The sequence below is a fragment of the Bradyrhizobium sp. HKCCYLS1011 genome, assembly GCF_051167795.1.
In the GTDB taxonomy this organism is placed as follows: Bacteria; Pseudomonadota; Alphaproteobacteria; order Rhizobiales; family Xanthobacteraceae; genus Bradyrhizobium.
In genome coordinates this window covers 773,000-792,697 of sequence record NZ_JBNPTT010000002.1, presented here as the reverse complement: position 1 = coordinate 792,697, position 19,698 = coordinate 773,000, and the positions used below count along the sequence as shown (strand labels likewise).

The 19,698-nt window shown below is 64.1% G+C and carries 16 protein-coding genes; 9 read left to right on the top strand and 7 right to left on the bottom strand.

The features are described from left to right. Positions 1-48: 48 nt before the first annotated feature. The 3 genes from ACQR1W_RS08215 (at position 49) to ACQR1W_RS08205 (ending at position 2,553) form a co-directional block, all read left to right on the top strand. Positions 49-270: a hypothetical protein gene (locus ACQR1W_RS08215; protein ID WP_434850293.1), complete on the top strand. Its 222-nt coding sequence runs from the start codon at positions 49-51 to the stop codon at positions 268-270. A gap of 249 nt (positions 271-519) precedes the next feature. Then, positions 520-1,614 carry a copper-containing nitrite reductase gene (nirK, locus tag ACQR1W_RS08210; protein ID WP_008969559.1) on the top strand — a complete coding sequence of 365 codons (1,095 nt, stop codon included), beginning with the start codon at positions 520-522 and terminating at the stop codon, positions 1,612-1,614. Positions 1,615-1,668: 54 nt separating this feature from the next. Beyond that, entirely contained in the window at positions 1,669-2,553 is an 885-nt protein-coding gene (locus ACQR1W_RS08205) for an SUMF1/EgtB/PvdO family nonheme iron enzyme (RefSeq protein WP_434850292.1), read from the top strand. A 90-nt stretch (positions 2,554-2,643) separates the two neighbouring features. Here the strand turns inward: ACQR1W_RS08205 and ACQR1W_RS08200 are convergent, their stop codons facing one another. Together ACQR1W_RS08200 and ACQR1W_RS08195 are read right to left on the bottom strand one after the other, a co-directional pair. Then, positions 2,644-3,294, bottom strand: a complete 651-nt coding sequence (locus ACQR1W_RS08200) for a CoA transferase subunit B (protein ID WP_008969557.1) — start codon at positions 3,292-3,294, stop codon at positions 2,644-2,646. After that, on the bottom strand, positions 3,294-4,022 hold the full coding sequence (locus ACQR1W_RS08195; protein ID WP_434850291.1) for a CoA transferase subunit A: 729 nt from the start codon (positions 4,020-4,022) through the stop codon (positions 3,294-3,296). The genes ACQR1W_RS08200 and ACQR1W_RS08195 overlap by 1 nt, the downstream gene beginning before the upstream one ends. Before the next feature lie 319 nt (positions 4,023-4,341). Between ACQR1W_RS08195 and ACQR1W_RS08190 the strand changes: the two genes are divergently transcribed. From ACQR1W_RS08190 to ACQR1W_RS08170, 5 genes are all read left to right on the top strand, one after another. Then, positions 4,342-6,282: an AsmA family protein gene (locus ACQR1W_RS08190; RefSeq protein ID WP_434850462.1), complete on the top strand. Its 1,941-nt coding sequence runs from the start codon at positions 4,342-4,344 to the stop codon at positions 6,280-6,282. 153 nt (positions 6,283-6,435) lie between these two features. Beyond that, complete coding sequence (locus ACQR1W_RS08185; RefSeq protein ID WP_008969553.1) at positions 6,436-7,818, top strand: ABC transporter substrate-binding protein; 1,383 nt, start codon at positions 6,436-6,438, stop codon at positions 7,816-7,818. Between the two features lie 211 nt (positions 7,819-8,029). Beyond that, a complete protein-coding gene (locus tag ACQR1W_RS08180) occupies positions 8,030-8,905 on the top strand; it encodes a carbohydrate ABC transporter permease (RefSeq protein ID WP_434850290.1) in 876 nt (291 codons plus the stop codon). Further along, a complete protein-coding gene (locus ACQR1W_RS08175) occupies positions 8,902-9,783 on the top strand; it encodes a carbohydrate ABC transporter permease (protein ID WP_434850289.1) in 882 nt (293 codons plus the stop codon). Before ACQR1W_RS08180 ends, ACQR1W_RS08175 begins: the two co-directional genes overlap by 4 nt. Positions 9,784-9,790: 7 nt before the next feature. Beyond that, positions 9,791-10,804, top strand: a complete 1,014-nt coding sequence (locus ACQR1W_RS08170) for an alpha/beta hydrolase family protein (RefSeq protein ID WP_434850288.1) — start codon at positions 9,791-9,793, stop codon at positions 10,802-10,804. On the opposite strand, the gene ACQR1W_RS08165 is transcribed toward ACQR1W_RS08170, so the two are convergent. The 5 genes from ACQR1W_RS08165 to ACQR1W_RS08145 form a co-directional block, all read right to left on the bottom strand. After that, positions 10,799-11,614 (bottom strand): ABC transporter permease, encoded by an 816-nt coding sequence (locus ACQR1W_RS08165; RefSeq protein ID WP_434850287.1) that lies wholly within the window; start codon positions 11,612-11,614, stop codon positions 10,799-10,801. The genes ACQR1W_RS08170 and ACQR1W_RS08165 overlap by 6 nt on opposite strands. Before the next feature lie 156 nt (positions 11,615-11,770). Continuing rightward, on the bottom strand, positions 11,771-12,685 hold the full coding sequence (locus ACQR1W_RS08160) for an ABC transporter permease (protein ID WP_434850286.1): 915 nt from the start codon (positions 12,683-12,685) through the stop codon (positions 11,771-11,773). Then, positions 12,682-13,854, bottom strand: coding sequence for an ABC transporter ATP-binding protein (locus ACQR1W_RS08155; protein ID WP_434850285.1), 1,173 nt, complete (start codon positions 13,852-13,854; stop codon positions 12,682-12,684). Before ACQR1W_RS08155 ends, ACQR1W_RS08160 begins: the two co-directional genes overlap by 4 nt. Positions 13,855-13,886: 32 nt before the next feature. Then, positions 13,887-15,440: a glycerol-3-phosphate dehydrogenase gene (locus tag ACQR1W_RS08150; RefSeq protein WP_434850284.1), complete on the bottom strand. Its 1,554-nt coding sequence runs from the start codon at positions 15,438-15,440 to the stop codon at positions 13,887-13,889. Between the two features lie 46 nt (positions 15,441-15,486). Then, positions 15,487-18,177 (bottom strand): sensor domain-containing protein, encoded by a 2,691-nt coding sequence (locus ACQR1W_RS08145; protein ID WP_434850283.1) that lies wholly within the window; start codon positions 18,175-18,177, stop codon positions 15,487-15,489. Between the two features lie 215 nt (positions 18,178-18,392). Here ACQR1W_RS08145 and ACQR1W_RS08140 point away from each other — a divergent pair, with 215 nt between their 5' ends. After that, positions 18,393-19,496: an NAD(P)/FAD-dependent oxidoreductase gene (locus ACQR1W_RS08140; protein WP_434850282.1), complete on the top strand. Its 1,104-nt coding sequence runs from the start codon at positions 18,393-18,395 to the stop codon at positions 19,494-19,496. Positions 19,497-19,698: the final 202 nt, after the last annotated feature.

Sequence of the window (19,698 nt, the reverse complement as noted above, 5' to 3'; positions counted from 1 at the left end):
GAATTTGCTCGGATATAGTGTTGAGGATCAAGGATTCGGGGGGGCGACATGCACGGTCTGGAAATACTGATCCGGTTCTTCGCTGTTCTGTCCGAGATTCGCGGGCACATTCCGCAATCCGACGGATTTCCGGCGTTCCCAAATCATTCCAGGCCAGATGCGAGCTTGGCCGGCACCTTCATCAAGGTGCTGGGCTTCGTCGCAGCCGCCGGCGGTGTTGCTGCGGCCCTCGCCACCATCAGCGTGGCGGCGCTCCATTGGCTCAGCTAAGCCCGCTTAGCCGTTAACACATCATTCATCATGTTGCTCGCCGGGCGCGCGCTGTTGCCTCCGGCTTGCATCTTCCTGCCTTGCGCCATGAGCGGCACCAATCCGCACTAAATCAGATCAAGCTCGATGGGATCAGGCTTGGTCTCTATCGCAATTGCACACAAGATTGCTGCAGCACAAACAAGCTTGCAGCGAACAGGCGCATGGTGATCGCGGCACCACAACAGATCCGATCTAAGGAGCGATCACATGTTGACCCGCCGAGCCGCGATGTTCAGTGCAGCCGTTGCAGCGATGATGCTGGCAACGCCTGTCAACGCCGATGACCTCAAGCTGCCGCGCCAGAAGGTGGATCTGGTTGCGCCGCCCTTCGTGCATCCGCACGAGCAGGCCACCAAGCAGGGCCCCAAGATCATGGAGTTCAAGCTCGTGATCCAGGAAAAGAAGGTGGTCATCGACGAAAAGGGCACCACCTTCCAGGCCATGACCTTCAACGGCTCGATGCCGGGTCCGCTGATGGTCGTGCATGAGGGCGACTATGTCGAGGTGACGCTGGTCAATCCCGCGACCAACACCATGCCGCACAACATCGACTTCCATTCCTCGACCGGCGCGCTCGGCGGCGGCGCCCTTACCCTGGTCAATCCCGGCGAGCAGGTGGTGCTGCGCTGGAAGGCGACCCGCACCGGTGTGTTCGTCTATCATTGCGCGCCGGGTGGCCCGATGATCCCCTGGCATGTCGTGTCCGGCATGAACGGCGCCGTCATGGTGCTGCCGCGCGACGGTTTGAACGACGGCCACGGTCACGCGCTGCGCTATGACAAGATCTACTACATCGGCGAGCAGGACCTCTACGTGCCGCGCGACGAGAAGGGTAATTTCAAGTCCTACGACTCGCCCGGCGAGGCCTATGCCGATACCGAAGAGGTGATGCGCAAGCTGATCCCGACCCATGTCGTGTTCAACGGCAAGGTCGGCGCGCTGACCGGCAAGAATGCGCTGACCGCCAATGTCGGCGACAACGTGCTGATCGTGCATTCGCAAGCCAACCGCGACAGCCGTCCGCATCTGATCGGCGGCCATGGCGACTATGTCTGGGAGACCGGCAAGTTTTCCAATGCTCCGGAAACCGGGCTCGAGACCTGGTTCATCCGCGGCGGCTCGGCGGGAGCTGCAATGTATAAGTTCCTGCAGCCCGGCATCTACGCCTACGTCACGCACAATTTGATCGAGGCCGCCGACCTCGGCGCGACCGCCCACTTCAAGGTCGAAGGCAAGTGGAATGACGATCTGATGACCCAGGTGAAGGCGCCAGCCGAGATTCCCAACGGCGCTACCAACTGAAGACCGATCAGGGGCCGGCACCGCCGGCCCCTGCTTCTTGGTTCGGAGGCCATCATGCTGCTCGCCCTCAAGATCAAACTGACGCTCGCTTGTGTTGCGGGACTGGCTGGCCCGCTTGCCGTGGCGCCGCTGGTCGGCGAATTCAACGCAACGCGGGCTCCAGGACTGCTCGCGCCGGCGCTGGTCGATATCTCGCCGGGCGCTGTGACCTATCGCGACTCCGGCGATTTCACCCGCAACGGCAAGCAGAGCGACGCGCCGTTGACAACGGTTCGCTTCGATCGCCCCTTCGCCATCATGAAAACCCAGGTCAGCGCCACGGACTATCAGGCCTGCGTCAATGATCATGCGTGTCGCGCCCTCGACCGCGATGTCGCCATTGCCGTGGACCGTCCGGCGGTGCAGGTGAGTTGGCACGATGCGGTGGCTTATGCTGCCTGGCTGTCTGTCAAGACCGGCGAGACCTATCGGCTTCCGACTGACGCCGAATGGGCCTATGCCGCCGGTGGTCGTTTCCACGACGACGGGATCGTCGGAGACGATCAAGACCCGTCCCGGCGCTGGATCGAACGTTACGAGCGTGAACAGGGCAAGTCCGAAGAGCAGGAACCGCAGGCCTTTGGCAGCTTCGGCGTCAATGAGAACGGCATCGCCGATCTTGCCGGCAATGTCTGGGAATGGACCTCGACCTGCTTTACCCGCAACATCCGCGACGAGACCGGTCACACGATCAAGAGCCATGCCAATTGCGGCGTCCGCATCGCCGAGGGCGCGCATCGCGCTTACGTCACGGACTTCATCCGCGACGCCCGCGCCGGCGGCTGCGCCTCCGGCACGCCGCCGAGCAATCTCGGTTTCCGACTGGTGCGGGAGCAGAGATCATGGCTCGGCCCGATGGTAGCCCGGATCAAAGCGAGGCTGACGACGCTGCGCTCATAGCGCCGCGGCACGAACCGTCCGCGGAGAAAAGAGAAAGGGGAAGACGACAGCATCTTCCCCCTCAGCCGGGATCTTCAGGAATATCTGCGCTTAAGTGTTCGTCAGCGCGACGCGGAATTCGGCTTCGGTCTTGGCCTTCACCTCGTCGAGCGTGACGCCCTCGGCGAGCTCGATCAGCGCCATGCCGTCATTGCCATGCTTGTCGATCGTGAACACGGCGAGGTCGGTGACCACCATGTCGACCACGCGCTCGCCGGTCAGCGGCAGCGTGCACTTCTTGAGCAGCTTCGGGCCGTCCTTGGCGGAGTGCTCCATGACGACGACGACCCGCTTGACGCCCGCGACGAGATCCATCGCGCCGCCCATGCCCTTGACCATCTTGCCGGGGATCATCCAGTTGGCGAGATCGCCGTTCTGGGCCACCTGCATGGCGCCGAGGATCGACAGGTCGATATGGCCACCGCGCACCATCGCGAAGGAATCGGCCGAGGAGAAATAGCTGGTGATCGGCAACTCGGTGACGGTCTGCTTGCCGGCGTTGATGAGGTCAGGGTCCTCTTCGCCCTCGTAAGGGAAGGGTCCCATGCCGAGCATGCCGTTCTCGCTCTGCAAGGCGACGTCGACGCCCGGCGGGATGTAGTTCGAGACCAGGGTCGGGATGCCGATACCGAGGTTGACGTAGTAGCCGTCGCGCAGTTCCTTGGCGGCGCGGGCCGCCATCTGCTCTCTGGTCCAGGCCATCAGACTTCCTCTCCGGTTGCGGCGGCGTTCTCGCGCTTGCGCACGGTGCGCTGCTCGATACGCTTCAACGCAGTACCGACCTGAACGATGCGCTTGACGAAAATGCCGGGCGTGTGGATGTGGTCGGGATCGATCTGGCCGGCCGGCAACAGATGCTCGACCTCCGCCACCGTGATCTTCGCGGCCGTCGCCATCATCGGGTTAAAATTGCGCGCAGTCTTGCGATAGACGAGATTGCCCGCAGTGTCGCCCTTCCAGGCGTGGACGATGGCGAGGTCCGCGAACAGCCCGCGTTCCATCAGATATTTCTCACCGTCGAACTCACGGACTTCCTTGCCCTCGGCCACCAGGGTTCCAACCCCGGTCTTGGTGAAGAAGGCCGGAATGCCCGCGCCGCCCGCGCGGATGCGCTCGGCAAGCGTGCCCTGTGGACAAAACTCAAGTTCCAGCTCGCCGGCCAGATATTGCTGCGCGAACAGCTTATTCTCGCCGACATAGGATGAGATCATCTTCTTGATCTGGCGCGTCTCCAGGAGGCGGCTCAAGCCGATGCCGTCAACGCCGGCATTGTTGGAGATCACCGTCAGATTCTTGACCCCGGAATCGCGGATCGCGTCCGACAAGGTCTCGGCAATGCCGCAGAGGCCGAAGCCCCCCGACATGATGGTCATGCCATCCTTGAGAAGGCCAGCGAGGGCCGTTTTGGCGTCGGGATAGACCTTGTTCATGGAAATGACCTGATCGAAAGTACGGCCATGCGCCGGATGATCCGGATTATTAGGCGAAATCTTCGCAACGCGTCAATGACACCCTCCCGGACGTTCTCCCGTGCTTCGGGAACGCGCCGGCGCTCCCTCATCCACCCCCGCCGTGGATCTACGGAACGCCGCACCTTAAGGGATCGCCGTAATCCGGCCACATCCGAGGCGCGGCCTTGAAAGCGTCAAGAAATCCGATCAAGTTGTTGATGTTGGCACGGGTTTCGGCGCGCCCTGCCCATCTCCCTGAAACAGCGATCCGACGACAATCCAGGACATGTCAGTGACCATGGCCCAAGGAATGAGGCGCCTCGGCACGCCGATTGCGGCACTGCTCGGGCTCGCCCTGATCGGCATGGTCACCAGCTCCTGGCTGATCAATCGCGACGCGTTGCGTCGGGCGGTGGAGACACAGATCCGCGCTGTCACCGGGCTTGAGCTCCTGGTCAACGGCAATATCGATGTCTCGGTATTTCCGGGCAGCTACGTCTCCTTCCACGATGTCGGCCTGAAGGGCGGCGCTGCGGGCGACCCGGCGCTGCGTGTCGACGTGTTGACCGCCAATCTGCGGCTGTTGCCGCTGCTGCTGCAGCGCTTCGAGATCGCCGATCTGATGATGTTGCGGCCGCATATCAATGTCATTCACGATGCCGACGGCTCCAGCAACTGGACGCCCTTCATCCAGACCATCACGCGCACGATGCGGCCCGGCTCCGAGAGCCAGATGTCGTTCTCCGAGATCCGCATCCAGGACGGCACGCTCGCCTACGAGAATGGCGGGACAGGCGCATCGGAAAAGCTCGACGACATCGACCTGTCACTGGCCTGGCCATCGATCTCGCGGTCCTTCGCCGCAACCGGGCAATTCGACTGGCGGGGCCAGCGCATCGAGGGCTCGATCAGCGTCAGCGATTTCCTGGCCGCGCTCTCGGGCGACCGCTCGGGCCTGAAGATGCGGCTGGCCAGCCCGCCGGTGAAGGTCGCGTTTGACGGCACCATTGCCAACCGCACCAGCGCCCTGATGGAAGGCACGCTCACCATCGACAGCCCATCGCTGCGCGAGGCGCTGCGCTGGACCGGGCAGACGCCGCTCGGCGGCAGCGGCTTCGGCCGCTTCGCGCTCCGCGCGCGGGCCAATGTGGTGGGCGCCTCGATCGCGCTGACCAATGTCAATGTCGAGCTCGACGGCAATTCGGCCGAGGGCGTGATGACCTATGCCAATAACGGCCGGCAGACCTTGCAGGCCACGCTGGCCGCCGACGGCCTCGACTTCACGCCTTACATCTCGACCTTCCGTCTGCTCGCTAATGGCGCGCGCGACTGGAATCGGCAGATGTTCGACCTGAAGGCGCTCTCGACCACCGACCTCGACATGCGCCTGTCGGCGGCGCGCGTGACGGTGGGCCCCTCCAAGCTCGGACGGACAGCTTTCGGGGCGAACTTGCGCAACGGTGTGCTGGCGCTCTCGGTCGGCGAGGCGCAGATGTGCGGCGGCATCATTCGCGGATCGTTCGGGCTCGCCCGTGCCGACACCATGGCCGACATCAAGGCCGAATTGCAGTTCAGCGACGTGGACCTGCAGGCCTGCGCCAGCGAATTGTTCGGCGTCTCGTCGTTGTCCGGCCACGGCAATCTCAACGTCTCGCTGACCGCATCCGGGTCGAGCCCGTTTGGATTGGCGCAATCGCTCGACGGCAACGCCACATTGCAGGGGCACGACGGCGCCATTTCCGGCTTCAATGTCGAGCAGTTGTTGAAGCGGCTGGAGCGGCGGCCGCTGTCGGGCAGCGGCAATTTCCGGACCGGCGCGACGCCCTATGACAATCTCACCATCGCGGTCAAATTCGCCGAGGGCATCGCTACGGCCGAAGACATCCGCGTCGACGGCCCGACCGCACGTATCACGATGACCGGCACTGCGTCGGTGCCGACACGGGAATACGATTTCAAAGGCACCGCCAGCCTGCCCGCGGCAGCCAATGGCGGCAACGGCTTCGAATTGCCGTTCGTCGTGCAGGGACCTTGGGAAGACCCGCTGATCTTCCCCGACCCCGAGAGCCTGATCCGTCGCGCGCCGGCGGCCGCGCCGCTCTTGGACGCGCTGAAAGACCGCAAGGTGCGCTCCATGATCGAGCGCTTCACCGGCGGCCTGCGGCCGACGCAGCAGGAGGCACCACAGCCTTCCACCACCGATGCGCAAGGCAACAACGATTCCCCCAAGTCGAACTAAATGTCGAATTGAGCGTCGCATTGAACAGCGACCTTCTGCCTCACCTCTCGCGCACGACCTATGTCTGATATCTTGCAACTGGATCGCACCAACGTGCTGCGCTAGTGTCCGCTCCGGCCGACCAGACAAGATCGGCAGAACAGGGAGAGACACGTGAAATCCAGAGGAATGGGCGCGCTTTCGCTCGCGGCTGCAGTGGCCGGACTGTTTTGCGCTGCAGCACCAGCCATCGCACAGGACACCATCACCGTCTGGTGGGGCAAGGGCTTCTACAAGTCGGAAGACGATGCGCTCTTGAACGTCGTCAAGAAATTCGAGGCCAAGACCGGGATCAAGGTCGAGCTGTCGCAATACGCGATCCAGGACATGATTCCGAAGACCGTGGCGGCGCTGGATTCCGGCACCGTGCCCGATGTCGCCTATTCCGACACCTATGATGTGCAGGCGCAGGGCAAATGGGCCTACGAGGGCAAGCTCGAGGATCTCAGCGACATCCTGGAGCCGATGAAGTCGGCGTTCGCACCCAACACGATCGAGACCGCCTATCTCTACAACAACGTCGCCAAGAAGAAGGCCTATTACGGCTTCCCGCTGAAGCAGCAGAGCATGCATGTGCAGATCTGGGGCGACATGCTGGAGAAGGCCGGCTTCAAGCAGAGCGACATCCCGACCAAGTGGGAGGACTACTGGTCGTTCTGGTGCGACAAGGTGCAGCCGGCGATCCGCAAGGCAACCCGCGAGCGCATCTATGGCGTCGGGCAGCCGATGGGCGTGGAATCGACCGACTCCTTCCAGTCGTTCTACACCTTCATGGACGCGTATAACGTCAAGCTGGTCGACGACGACGGCAAGCTGCTGGTGGACGATCCCAAGGTCCGCGACGGCTTGATCCACGCGCTGAAGGATTACACCGACACCTACATCAAAGGCTGCACCCCGCCCTCCTCGACCACGTGGAAGGACCCGGACAACAACGTCGCGTTCCACAATAAGACGATCGTGATGACCCACAATTTCACGATCTCGATCGCGGCGAAGTGGTTCGAGGACTCCACCAATCCGGCACTGACGCCCGAGCAGCGCGCCGCCGGCAAGAAGGCCTATGAGGAGGACATCATCACGGCGTCCTTCCCCAACAAGCCGGATGGCACGCCGATCAAATACCGCTCCGACGTGAAGACCGGCCTGATCTTCGCCAACGCCAAGCACAAGGAGCAGGGCAAGGAGTTCATCAAATTCCTGATGCAGGAAGAGAACCTCGGGCCCTATGTCGAGGGTGCGCTCGGCCGCTGGTTCCCGGTCACCATCGCAGGCCAAAAGAGCCCGTTCTGGCAGGCCGACCGTCATCGCAAGGCGGTCTACACCCAGTTCACCGGCGGCACCTCGCCGTTCGACTTCACCAAGAACTACAAGTTCACCATCCTCAACAACGAGAACGTCTGGGCCAAGGCGATGAACCGCGTGGTCAGCGAGAAGGTGCCGGTCGACAAGGCGGTCGATGAGCTGATTGCGCGGATCAAGGAGGTCGCGGGTTAAGTAGAATGGCCGCCCGAACAACAACTGGTGTCGTCCCCGACTAGCGCGCAATTGCGCGCGCGGAGCGGGGACCCATAACCACAGGCCGTTGTGATAGGAGGGGACGTCGTTGACGCCGTCTTTCAAAATGACTGCCGCGGCGTATGGGTCCCGGCGTTCGCCGGGACGACACCGCCACTGCAGCAGCATCACCGCGAGAAAGTAACCGATCATGGCGATCACGCTCTCAGCATCGGATCAGGCGATAGCCGTCGCACCACGCCCGCCGCGGCTGACGTCACCGCAGGTCTGGGGCATCGTGATGCTCGCCCCCTACCTGCTGGTGTTTCTCGCCTTCGTGGTCTATCCGGTCGGCTACGGCCTCTGGCTCGCCCGCCATCCGGCGAGCTATGTCGCGCTGTACAACGATCCGATCTTTGCGCGCGCGGCGATCAACACGCTGATCTTCCTCGTGATCGGCATCAACGTAAAGATGGTGATCGCGCTGTTCCTGTCCGGCTTCTTCGTCCAGCAGCGCAGCTGGATCAGATGGCTGTCCGTCATCTTCATCCTGCCCTGGGCGGTGCCGTCGATCCCGACCATCCTGTCGGTGCGCTTCATGCTCAACCCCGAATGGGGGGTGATCAACCAGCTCATCTTCCAGTTCACCGGCGATGATGGGCCGAACTGGCTGAACGATCCGGCGGTGGCGCTGTCGATGGCGATCGGCGTCCACATCTGGAAATCGCTGCCGTTCTGGACCCTGATCCTGATGACGGGGCGGCTTGCGATCTCGCACGACCTGTTCGAGGCCGCCGATGTCGACGGCGCCACCTGGTGGCAGAAATTCCGCTACATCACCTGGCCGTCGATGCAGACGCTGTATGTGACCTGCACGCTGCTATCGATGATCTGGACGCTCGGCGACTTCAACAGCGTCTATCTCCTGACCGGCGGCGGACCTGCGGACCTCACCCATGTGCTGTCCACGCTCGGCATCCGCTATCTCCGGCTCGACCAGCTCAGCCTCGCGATGGCCTCCATCGTCTGCGCGCTGCCGCTGGTATTGCCCCTGGTCTATTTCATGATGAAGCGGTTGTCCCGATGAAGCTCCCCGTCGTTGGCGAACTCACTTGGCCCGAACTGACTTGGCGGGATGTTGGTACCGAGGCGCGGCTGCTCCTCATCGGCATCCCCGTCTTCATCTGGACCATGGTGCCGATCTACCACATGTTCCTGTTCGCGATCTCCCCGAAGGAGGACGCGTTCTCCGGCAAGCTCTGGCCGGACCATCCGACGTTGCATAATTTCTCGATCGTCTTTCACCAGCAGCATTACTTCCTGCGCGACTTCTGGCTGCAGTTCGGCAACTCGGTGCTGATCGCAGCCGCCGTCGGCGCGCTGACGCTGGTGGTCGCGACCTGCGCCGCGTTCGCGATCTCGCGGCTGCGCGTGCCGGGCAGCCGCATGGTGATGAACCTGGCGCTGTTCACCTATTTCATCCCGGCGGCGTTCCTGGCCGTGCCGATGTATCGCACCATGGGCAAATACGGCCTGCTCAACACTCACTGGTCGCTGATCCTCGCGATGGTGACGATCGCGGCGCCTTACGCGATCTGGGTGCTGAAGCAGGCTTCCGACAAGCTGCCGGTCGAGCTCGACGAGGCCGCGATCATGGACGGCGCGAGCCCGTTGCAGATCTTCCGCCTGGTCTATCTGCCGCTGATGATGCCCTCGCTGGTCGCGATCGGCACCTATGCGGTGCTGCTCGCCTGGAACGAATATCTCTACGCCTTCCTGCTGCTGTCCAACGACAAGGACATCACGCTTCCCGTCGCGCTCGGTAACTTCCTGGCCGCGGACGATTCGCCGTGGGAGCTGCTGATGACCACCGGCTTCATCTATGCGCTGCCGCCGGCCGCAGTCTATTATGCCTTCAAGCGCTACATGGTGGGCGGATTGACCGCCGGCGCGGTGAAGTCGTGATGGATTGATGCCGATTGGATTTGTGCACGGCCGGTTCGACGATCCGGCGCGTCCGAACTGGGATGGTGATGCACCGAGGCCCGTCACCTGGGCTGCATGGTACCCGGCCGCGGCGGGCGCTGTCGAGGTAGCGTTACCGCTCGCGCCGCTGCCGCGGGGCTGGTTCAAGGCGGATATGGCCGCGCTGAATGCGCCGCTCAACGAGGGGCGCTATCCCCTGGTGGTGTTCTCGCACGGCACCGGCGGCCACGGCCTGCAGCAGGAATGGCTGGCGCGCCATCTCGCCCGCCGCGGCTTCATCGCGGTTGCGGTTGATCATCACGGCAATAGCCATGCCGAGCCCTATCGCGCCGAGGGCTTCCTCTCCTCCTGGGAGCGGGCGCGCGACATCAGCTTGCTGCTCGACCGGCTCGGCACCGTCCCCGCATTCGCAGACCGCATCGATCCCGATCATATCTTTGCCGTCGGCTATTCGCTGGGCGGCGCGACGATCACGGCCCTGCTTGGCGCGATCATGGTCCGCTCGCCATTCGAACCGGGCGCCAATCTCGGCCGCGGCCCGCGCGAATTCCCTGATCTCGCCGATCACCTGCCGCGCCTGCTCGAGCGGAGCCGCATCTTCCGCGAGTCGTGGGCGAGCATGTCGAACTCCTATCGCGACATCAGGATCAAGGCGGCGCTGCTGCTGGCGCCCGGGCGCTCGGTGCAGGGGTTTTCAGAGGCGAGCATCGCCGCGATCGAGGTGCCGGCCCGCATCATGGTCGGTGGCGGCGATTTTCTCGCACCCACGGCCCGCTGGCTGCACGAGCGACTGCCGAACAGCAGGCTCGACATTGTCGCTCCCGAGGCCGGCCACTACGTGTTCCTGCCGGAGAGCACAGCGATAGGTCGCAGCACCGATCCGACGTGCTGCATCGATCCGCCGTCGGTGGATCGCGGTGCGATCCACCGCGAGGTGAGTACCGCTGCTGCCGAACTGTTCTCAACGGCGAACACGCTCCCGGTGGATGCTTCGCTATAACGGTGCGGCACTCTCGCCGCGCTCGCTGGACAGTTTGGAGGCGAGCGAGGCCACGACGATCACGACCGCGATCAGGCCGATGACCAGCGTGCAGATCGCGTTGATCTCCGGCTTCACCCCGAGACGCACCTCCGAATAGATCCGGATCGGCAGGGTCGCCGAGCCGGGTCCGGTGGTAAAGCTTGCGATCACGAGGTCATCCAGCGACAGCGTGAACGCAAGCATCCAGCCGGCGGCGACCGCGGACGCGATCAGCGGCAACGTCACCAGCACGAAGGCACGGAACGGGTCGCAGCCGAGATCCATCGCAGCTTCCTCAAAGCTCTTATCGAGCACGACCAGCCGCGATTGCACCACCACCGCGACGAAGCACATGGTCAGCGTGGTGTGCGCGATCGTCACGGTCCAGAAGCCGCGCTCGGCGTTCAGCGCGACGAACAGCAGCAATAGCGACAGGCCGGTGATGACCTCGGGCATCACCAGCGGCGCATAGAGCATGCCAGAGAACAGCGTGCGGCCGCGGAAGCCCTGTCCCCGCGACAGCGCAATGGCGGCCAGCGTGCCGAGCACGGTGGCGATGCTGGCGGAGCTCGCAGCGACACGCAGGCTCATCCAGGCCGCATCGATCATGGCGCGATCGTTGAAGAACTCACGGTACCAGCGCAGCGACCAGCCGCCCCACACCGTCACCAGCCGCGAGGCGTTGAACGAATAGATCACGAGGATCAGGATCGGCAGATAGAGGAAAGCGAGGCCGAGCGACAGCGCCGCGATGTTGAAGCGGGACAGGCGGGTCGGTTTAGGAGCCATCGTCGGACTCCGCTGCACTCCCCTCCCCCTTGTGGGGAGGGGTTGGGGGTGGGGGTTTCACAGCGGCAGTGTCGCTTCGGGCTACCCCCCTCCCTAACCCTCCCCCACAAGGGGGGAGGGAATAGAGCGGCGCGAGTGGCGAGATCGAGAACTGCATCACCTGCCGGCCTCCAGTTGCCGGCGCTGCAGCCGGTCGTAAAGCAGCAGTGGCAGCAGCAACACCACCAGCAGGACCACGGCGATGCTCGAGGCCACCGGCCAGTCCTTGTTGGTAAAGAACTCCAGCCACAGCGTCTGGCCGATCATCAGCGATTGCGATCCCGCGAGCAGATCAGGAATGACGAATTCCCCGACGATCGGGATGAAGCACAGCAGCACCCCGGCGCCGACACCCGGCAGCGACAGCGGAAACGTCACCAGCCAGAAGGTCTCTCGCGGCGAGGCGCCGAGATCGGCCGCCGCCTCCTCCAACGCAGGCTCCATCTTCGCCAACGTTGCATAGAGCGGCAGGATCATGAACGGCAGATAGGAATAGACGATGCCGAGATACATGGCGCTATCGGTCGAGAGCCACACCACCGGCTGCGACACCAGGTGCAATGCGAGCAGGATCTGATTGAGCAGCCCATCATGCTGCAGGATGTTGATCCAGGCATAGATGCGGATCAGGAACGAGGTCCAGAACGGTACGATGACCAGCAGCATCGCGATCGCCTGCCAGCGCCTCGGCAGGCGCGCCATGCCGTAGGCGATGGGATAGCCGATCGCGAGCAGGATGGCGGTGGAGGTTGCGGCCACCACGACGCTGCGCAGATAGGACAGCAGATAGATGTCGTCCGAGCGCAGCAGCCGGAAATTATCCGCCGACAGCGCCGCGAAAGCATCGCTGATCGCCACCCAGCCGTCGGTGATGGAAAACACCGGCGTGTAAGGCGGCTGCGCGATCACCGTCTGCGACAGGCTGATCTTCACGATGAAGCCGAACGGCACCAGGAAGAACAGCACCATCCAGACATAGGGCGCGATCGCGGCCAGCCGCGCCGGGCGGGAGAAGGTGTGGCGTGTGCTCACCGGTCCAGCACCACGCAATCGTCGGGCGTGAACCACGCCACCACGCGATGGCCGACGCCGTAGGCATCGACGTCCAGCCGCGCGGTATTGGCCGCCGCGGCGCGGACGATCGCGCCGCCGTCGAGCTTGAGCTTGTACACCGTGGTGCCGCCCAGATAATTCGCCTCGACGACCACGCCATCCATGCGGTTGATCGCGTGCGCGCTCAGGGCATCCGTCGCGGGTCCACGCCGCGCCAGCCGCACTTTCTCTGGCCGGATCGCAACCACGACCGCGGATTCGGAGAGCGGCATCAAAGGCGCGGCCGCGACGATCTCGCCGGTGTCGCCGGTTGCGATCGTGAGGCGATGCGGCTCGCGCCCTGTCACCTCGCCTTCGAACACATTGACGTCGCCGACGAACTCCGCGATCCAGCGTGAGGCCGGCTCCTCATAGAGCCGCCGCGGCGTTGCCACCTGTTCGAGCCGACCGGCATCCATGACGCCGATCCGGTTCGCGACCGTCATCGCCTCGTCCTGGTCATGGGTGACGATGATGAAGGTCATGCCGAGCCGGCGCTGCAGCTCCATCAGCTCGGTTTGCGTGCTCTCGCGCAGCTTCTTGTCGAGCGCGGCCATGGGCTCGTCGAGCAGCAATACCTGCGGTCGCCGCGCCAGCGCGCGCGCCAACGCCACCCGTTGCTTCTGGCCGCCGGAGAGCTGATCCGGCTTGCGCTTCTCCAGGCCGTCGAGCCTCACCAGCGCGACCATCTCGGCCACGCGGGAGGCGATCTCGCCCCGCGCCATGCCGGCCCGCCGCAAGCCGAAGGCGATGTTGTCGTAGGCCGACAGATGCGGAAACAGCGCATAGTTCTGGAACATCATGTTGACCGGACGCTCATGCGGCAGCATCGGTGCAATGTCATTGCCGGCAAGCAGGATGCGTCCCTCGTCCGGGGTCTCGAAGCCGGCCAGCATGCGCAACAGCGTGGTCTTGCCACAGCCGCTCGGGCCGAGCAGCGCGAAGAACTCGCCGGAGTGGATGTCGAGCGAGACGCCGTCGATCGCGCGGAAACTGCCGAACGCCTTGACCAGGCCCTCGATGCGCAGCACCGGCGTGGTCGGATCCGGCAGTGGCACTGGTGTCGCCGGCTTTACGGCGATCTCGATATTCGCGCTGTCCTCAGCCATGTCCCAATGCGCGTTGCGATGCTGGTCGCAAGCTAGCGGCGGATCGGCAGCGGCTCAACCGTGCCGGCTTCGCTATCCCCGCTCCTGTCGTCGTCCGTGAAGCAGCCGCCGCTTCCATTGCCGATGCCCGCCATGAAGGTCTCTAGCGCGTCCCGCTCTGCCGGTGTCATGGTCAACCCGAGCTTGGTCCGGCGCCAGAGGATATCATCGGCAAACCGTGCCCATTCCCTGGTCATGAGGTAGCGCACTTCGGCCTCCGTGAGCTCCGCGCCGAAGCTCCGGCCGAGATCGGCGCGGGTCCCGGCATCGCCCAATATTTCGGCCAGCCGCGTGCCATAGGCGCCGACCAGCCGCTGCGCCTCGGTCTCCGTCAGGAAGCGCCAACGCTCGCGCGCAAGGTCGACCTGGTCGTCGAAGCGGTCCCAGGCGAAATCGCCGCCCGGCAGCGGCGCGCTGGCGGTCCAGCGCGGCGCCATCGGATAGAACCGCGTGAGCCGGTCAATGGCCCGCTCGGCGCGGCGCCTGGCCGTGGTGACATCGCCGCCTGACACGGTCAGGAGCGGCGCCAGGCGCCGGCCGGCGTGAAAGCTCATCGCCGCTGCCAGGGGCGTCTGGCGACCTTTGCGGGCCGGCACCATGTTGGCGCCCGAGATGGTCCTGACCACGTCGGCAGGCTGGATCTCGGCTCGGAAGTAGCGATTGGTCGCGGTACAGAGATAGGCGACATCCGGGGCCGGCGTCGTCACAACAGCCGGATCGCCCTTGAAGGCGTGGGAGACGGTGCCGATCAGCGTGAAGTCCCGCGCATAGGGGCTTGCGAAGATCAGCTGTCCGTCCGGATTCTGGAACACGTAGACCGCGTCGACATCAAACAGGCGCGGCACGATGATCTGGCTCACCTGCCTGGCGACGCGTTTGGGCAACGGCTGGCGCAGCACGGTTTCCGCGGTCGAGGCGCTCCAGGCGCCGGTGGCGTTGGCCAGCGCACGTGCGGTCAGGATGCGACGGTGGCCGCGGTCGATCAGCGCAATCCGCCAGATATGATCGCGGTCGGCGCGCACGCAGCGCGCGCCGGTGCAGATGGTGGCTCCGCGCTCGGCCGCATCGCGTGCGGTGAGCACGACCAGCCGGGAGTCATCGACCAGGCAATCGGAATATTCGAAGGCGGTGCCGATCGGGCGCTTCAATGCATTGCCGAGCGGGTGATGGGTGACATCCAGGGTCGTTGCGGCGGCTAAGCGGTCGCCCGAGCCCAATCGATCATACAGCCACAGTCCGGCACGCAGGCGCCAAGGCGGACGCTCATTGGCATGCGCAGGGATCGCGAACCGGATCGGCCGGACCAGATGCGGCGCGGTCTTAAGCCAGACATCCCGTTCCGCAAGCGCCGCACGGACGCGCAGGAAACCGCGCCGTTCCAGCATGGCAAGATCGCCATGAACCAGTCTGGAGGTCGCCGAGGAAGCGGCAGCGCCGAGATCGCCCTGTTCGACGAGAATGACGCGCAGACCGCGCCCGGCCGCATCGCGCGCCAAGCTCGCGCCGTTCAACCCGCCGCCAATGACCGCCAGATCGTAATCCGCCATGCGCAACTTCGTCGGTCGCGTGCGCAAACAATGATGCGCACTTCACCTAGCCCGTCTTGCGCACTGACTCCATCACATTGGCATGATTGCGACCGACCAGCGAATCATACTTCTCGATCGGCAGCGGCTTGCCCAGGAGATAGCCCTGAACGGAGTCGCAGCCTTCCTCGGCCAGGAAGCCGAGCTGTTCCGCCGTCTCGACGCCCTCGGCCACGATCGACATGTTCATGCCATGGCCGAGGTCGATCACCGCGCGGACGATGGCCGCGGATTGCGGGGTTCGCCCCAGATTCATGACGAAGGCACGGTCGATCTTGATCTTGTCGAACGGGAACGCCTGCAGATAGCTCAGCGACGAATAGCCGCTGCCGAAATCGTCCATCGAGATGCGGACGCCGAGCGCCTTCAGGCGGCGCAGCAGGCCAAGACCGCGATCGAAATCCTCGATCAGCACGCCTTCGGTGATTTCGAGCTCCAGCCGGTCCGGTGCCAGACCGGTCTCGATCAGGATCGAATGCACCAGCCCGACCAGATCACCGTGAACGAATTGCGCCGGCGACAGGTTGACGGCGACCTGCAGCGGCTTCGGCCAGGAGGCCGCCTCGCGACAGGCCTCGCGCAGGATCCACTCGCCCATCTCGACGATCAGGCCGCTCTCCTCGGCAAGCGGGATGAAGTCGCTCGGCGGGACGAAGCCGCGCTGCGGATGCTTCCAGCGGGCGAGCGCCTCGAAACCGATGATCTCGCTGGCGTCGACGGTGCGGCCAGAGCTCGCCTGCGGCTGGAAATACAACGACAGCTCGCCGTTCTTGATCGCGACCGAGAGCTCCTGGTGCAGCACGCGACGATCGCGGATCTGCTGGTCCATCTCCGGTTCGTAGAAGGTGATGCTCCCGCGCGACTTGGCCTTGGCGCGGAACAGCGCGGCGCCGGCATTGGCGAGCAGCGAGGCTGGGTCCGAACCGTTGTGCGGGAAGACTGAGATGCCGGTCGTCAATGCGGTGCGGATCGATTTGCCGTCGATCTGGAACTCGATGGCGATCGCCTCCGCCAGCTGCTCGGCCAGCCTTTGGCCAGCGTCGGGCTGCTTGCCATCGATGATCAGGCCGAACTCGTCGCCCGAGAGCCGCGATACGACGCCGCCCCGCGCGGCGTCGTGGACCCGATGGGCGACCTCGATCAGGAGCTTGTCGCCGATCGCGTGGCCGAAAACGTCGTTGACCTCCTTCAAGCCCTTGAGGTCGACATTGAGAACCGCGAACTCCTCGCCCGTCCCTGCGCACGCCTCGATCATTTGGCTCAGCGCCTGCAGGAACGCGGCCCGGTTCGGCAGATCGGTCAGACCGTCGTGATAGGCCATGTGGGCCATCCGCGACTCGGTCTGGCGCCTGTCGGTCACGTCCTCATAGGTCTTGATCAGATATTGCGGCTCATCATTGTCGTCGAGCACCGTCATTCGCCGGGTCAGGAACAGCCGCAGGCCGTCCTTGGTCGAGATCGGATGCTCCTCGGTGATCAGGCTGCGCTTCTTGATCGCGGCCTCATCGCGGGCGATGATCAGCTTGGCCTCGCGCGGATTGAAGATATCGGCCGTCGTCAGCCCGGTGACGTCCTCGCGCTTGCGGTTGAGAATGATCTCGGCGCTGCGATTGGCCAGCAGATAGCGACCGTCGCTGACGCGCTCGACGATCAGCGAGACCGGAATATTGTCGACCACGAGCTCAAGGAACTTCTTGGCGTTTTCGAGCTCATAGCCCAAGGCGCGGCGCTCGGTATCGTCATCGAGCAGCGCAATCAAGAATTGCGGCTCGCTCTTCTCGTTGCGAGCGATCACGCGGTTGGAGGCGAGAATGCGCCGTTCCTCGCCGCGCTTGATCATCAGTTCGCTGCGATAGGTCCCGCCCGACGCCAGCAATGCCGCGCGGTCGGCGGCCTCGATATTCGCGGCGGTTTCAGGCGAGAACAGCTCGCTCGCGCGCCTGCCCTTGATCCGCTCGCGGGAGATGCCTGAAAACTTCTCAAACGCCCGGTTGGCGAAGATATAGCGACCATCCTCGATATTCTTGGCGGCAACACAGACCGGCACGTGGTCGAGCACCGACTCCAGGAACTGCTTGGTCGAAGCCAGCTCCCGCTCGAGCCTGCGCCGCTCCGTGCACTCCTCGTGGACGCCAATCGAGCCGCCATCCGGCAGACGAAACAGCTTTGCAACCACCGCGCGACCACCCGGCAGCTCGGTCACATAGCCCTCCGGCTCGCGTGCACGGCGAGCATATTCCTCGATCGGCAGATCGAGCAGGCCTCGCCTGCGCCGGAGCTCGGCAAGCTCGCGGCCGGTCGAATTGCGCGGGATATCCGACGGGCTGAGGCCGTAGATGTCCAGGAACTTCTCGTTGTAGAAGACGATGCGGTTGGCCGCATCGGTCATCATGATGCCCTGGCCGAGATTGTTCAGCGCGGAACTGATGAATGCGTTGCGGTGCAGCTGTTCGCGCTTGTAGCGGCGCAGCGCCGCATGGACCCACAGCAGGACCGAAGCCAGAAAGGCGCAGACGACCACGCCTCCGAGCAGAATTTCCCAGAGCACGTTCGCATCAAGCTCGCCGAAGGGGCGCTGCTGCAAGACGTTTGCAGCCAATGCCCGCCCAGGCGCAAGCGACATCGCCGCGGCAAAGCCTGCAATGGCCTGCGCAGGAATCAAGTTCTTGCCGCCTGCCTGCCAATTCTTGCCAGCCATCAATCACCCGCGGATTTCGGGAGTACAATCTCTGGCCTGACGCGTTTGGATCGGGTAAACGGCTGCCAGCGCCTTCCCGAAAGGCGGCGCGAAAATCCGCAATTGATCTGTGATGATGAATGCTTCCTTAACATCGCCGTTCGAGCGTCGGGCCACAACATCGATACGCCCTGCGGTGTGTCGGCCCAGCTCGGCGATCTGCCGCCGGTTCCTCCATGGATAAGGTCGATTGCGTGGTCATCGGCGCGGGCGTTGTCGGGCTCGCCATCGCCCGACGGCTGGCAACAGCCGGTCGCGAGGTGGTGGTCCTCGAGGCGGCCGAGGATATTGGCACCGTCACCTCTTCGCGGAATAGCGAGGTCATTCACGCCGGAATCTACTACAAGGCCGGCAGCCTGATGGCGCGCTTCTGCGTGCGCGGCAAGCACTTGCTTTACCGCTATTGCGACGAGCGCGGCATTCCCTACCGCAACTGCGGCAAGCTGATCGTCGCCACTTCGGCAAAGGAAACAGAGAAGCTGCAAGGCATTCGCGCGCACGCGGCCGCCAACGGCGTCGATGACCTCGAGCTTCTCTCGGGCGAAGCAGCGCGCGCGCTGGAGCCCGCGCTCGCCTGCGATGCGGCGCTGCTGTCGCCGTCGACCGGCATCATCGACAGCCACGCCTATATGCTGTCGCTGCGCGGCGAAGCCGAAGCGGCGGGTGCTGCATTTGCCTTTCACACGCCTTTGCTGCGTGCCAAGGCCGATGCTGGCCATATCGAACTCGATGCCGGCGGCGAGCAGCCGATGACGCTCGCCTGCGGGCTGCTCGTCAACGCAGCCGGGCTGAATGCCTCCATGGTGGCGCGCATGATCGACGGCATGCCGCTGGAGCTGATTCCGCCGGCCTACCTGGCCAAGGGCAACTACTTCAGCTGCAGCGTCAGGGCGCCGTTTGCACGGCTGATCTATCCGGTGCCGGAGCCCGGCGGGCTCGGCGTGCATCTGACGCTGGATCTGGCCGGACAGGCTCGCTTCGGCCCGGACGTCGAATGGGTCGATCACATCGACTATGCGGTCGATCCCGCGCGGGCCGAACGCTTCTATCCCGCAATCCGAAAATACTGGCCGACGCTGCCTGACGGCGCGCTGATGCCGGCCTATTCGGGCATTCGCCCCAAGATCGTTCCACCCGCTGTTGCCACGCAGGACTTCCTCATCCAGGGGCCGCGCGATCACGGCGTTGAAGGGCTGATCAATCTGTTCGGAATCGAATCGCCGGGACTGACGTCATCGCTGGCGATTGCCGATCACGTCGGCGAGCTCGCCGGCCTTTAGATCGTGCCCTGAGAGATGGGTGCCTTTAAGCGATCCGTGCCTCAAGCGATCACCCAGCGGTTCGGCCAGACCGAACAGAACTAATAACGAGTAACAACGACAGCTACTCGCCCCTCACGCGCGTCCACACACGAGGACGCTGGGGGATCGCCAGAATGAAATGATACCAACTTGATCTGGGATGGGACAATACCGTCCATCC

Excerpts from the sequence above, each read along its gene's own strand:
- ACQR1W_RS08215 (WP_434850293.1), top strand. The coding sequence starts at position 49 with ATGCACGGTCTGGAAATACTGATCCGGTTCTTCGCTGTTCTGTCCGAG.
- nirK (WP_008969559.1), top strand. The coding sequence starts at position 520 with ATGTTGACCCGCCGAGCCGCGATGTTCAGTGCAGCCGTTGCAGCGATG.
- ACQR1W_RS08205 (WP_434850292.1), top strand. The coding sequence starts at position 1,669 with ATGCTGCTCGCCCTCAAGATCAAACTGACGCTCGCTTGTGTTGCGGGA.
- ACQR1W_RS08200 (WP_008969557.1), bottom strand. The coding sequence starts at position 3,294 with ATGGCCTGGACCAGAGAGCAGATGGCGGCCCGCGCCGCCAAGGAACTG.
- ACQR1W_RS08195 (WP_434850291.1), bottom strand. The coding sequence starts at position 4,022 with ATGAACAAGGTCTATCCCGACGCCAAAACGGCCCTCGCTGGCCTTCTC.
- ACQR1W_RS08190 (WP_434850462.1), top strand. The coding sequence starts at position 4,342 with ATGGCCCAAGGAATGAGGCGCCTCGGCACGCCGATTGCGGCACTGCTC.
- ACQR1W_RS08180 (WP_434850290.1), top strand. The coding sequence starts at position 8,030 with ATGGCGATCACGCTCTCAGCATCGGATCAGGCGATAGCCGTCGCACCA.
- ACQR1W_RS08175 (WP_434850289.1), top strand. The coding sequence starts at position 8,902 with ATGAAGCTCCCCGTCGTTGGCGAACTCACTTGGCCCGAACTGACTTGG.
- ACQR1W_RS08170 (WP_434850288.1), top strand. The coding sequence starts at position 9,791 with ATGCCGATTGGATTTGTGCACGGCCGGTTCGACGATCCGGCGCGTCCG.
- ACQR1W_RS08165 (WP_434850287.1), bottom strand. The coding sequence starts at position 11,614 with ATGGCTCCTAAACCGACCCGCCTGTCCCGCTTCAACATCGCGGCGCTG.
- ACQR1W_RS08155 (WP_434850285.1), bottom strand. The coding sequence starts at position 13,854 with ATGGCTGAGGACAGCGCGAATATCGAGATCGCCGTAAAGCCGGCGACA.
- ACQR1W_RS08150 (WP_434850284.1), bottom strand. The coding sequence starts at position 15,440 with ATGGCGGATTACGATCTGGCGGTCATTGGCGGCGGGTTGAACGGCGCG.
- ACQR1W_RS08145 (WP_434850283.1), bottom strand. The coding sequence starts at position 18,177 with ATGGCTGGCAAGAATTGGCAGGCAGGCGGCAAGAACTTGATTCCTGCG.
- ACQR1W_RS08140 (WP_434850282.1), top strand. The coding sequence starts at position 18,393 with ATGGATAAGGTCGATTGCGTGGTCATCGGCGCGGGCGTTGTCGGGCTC.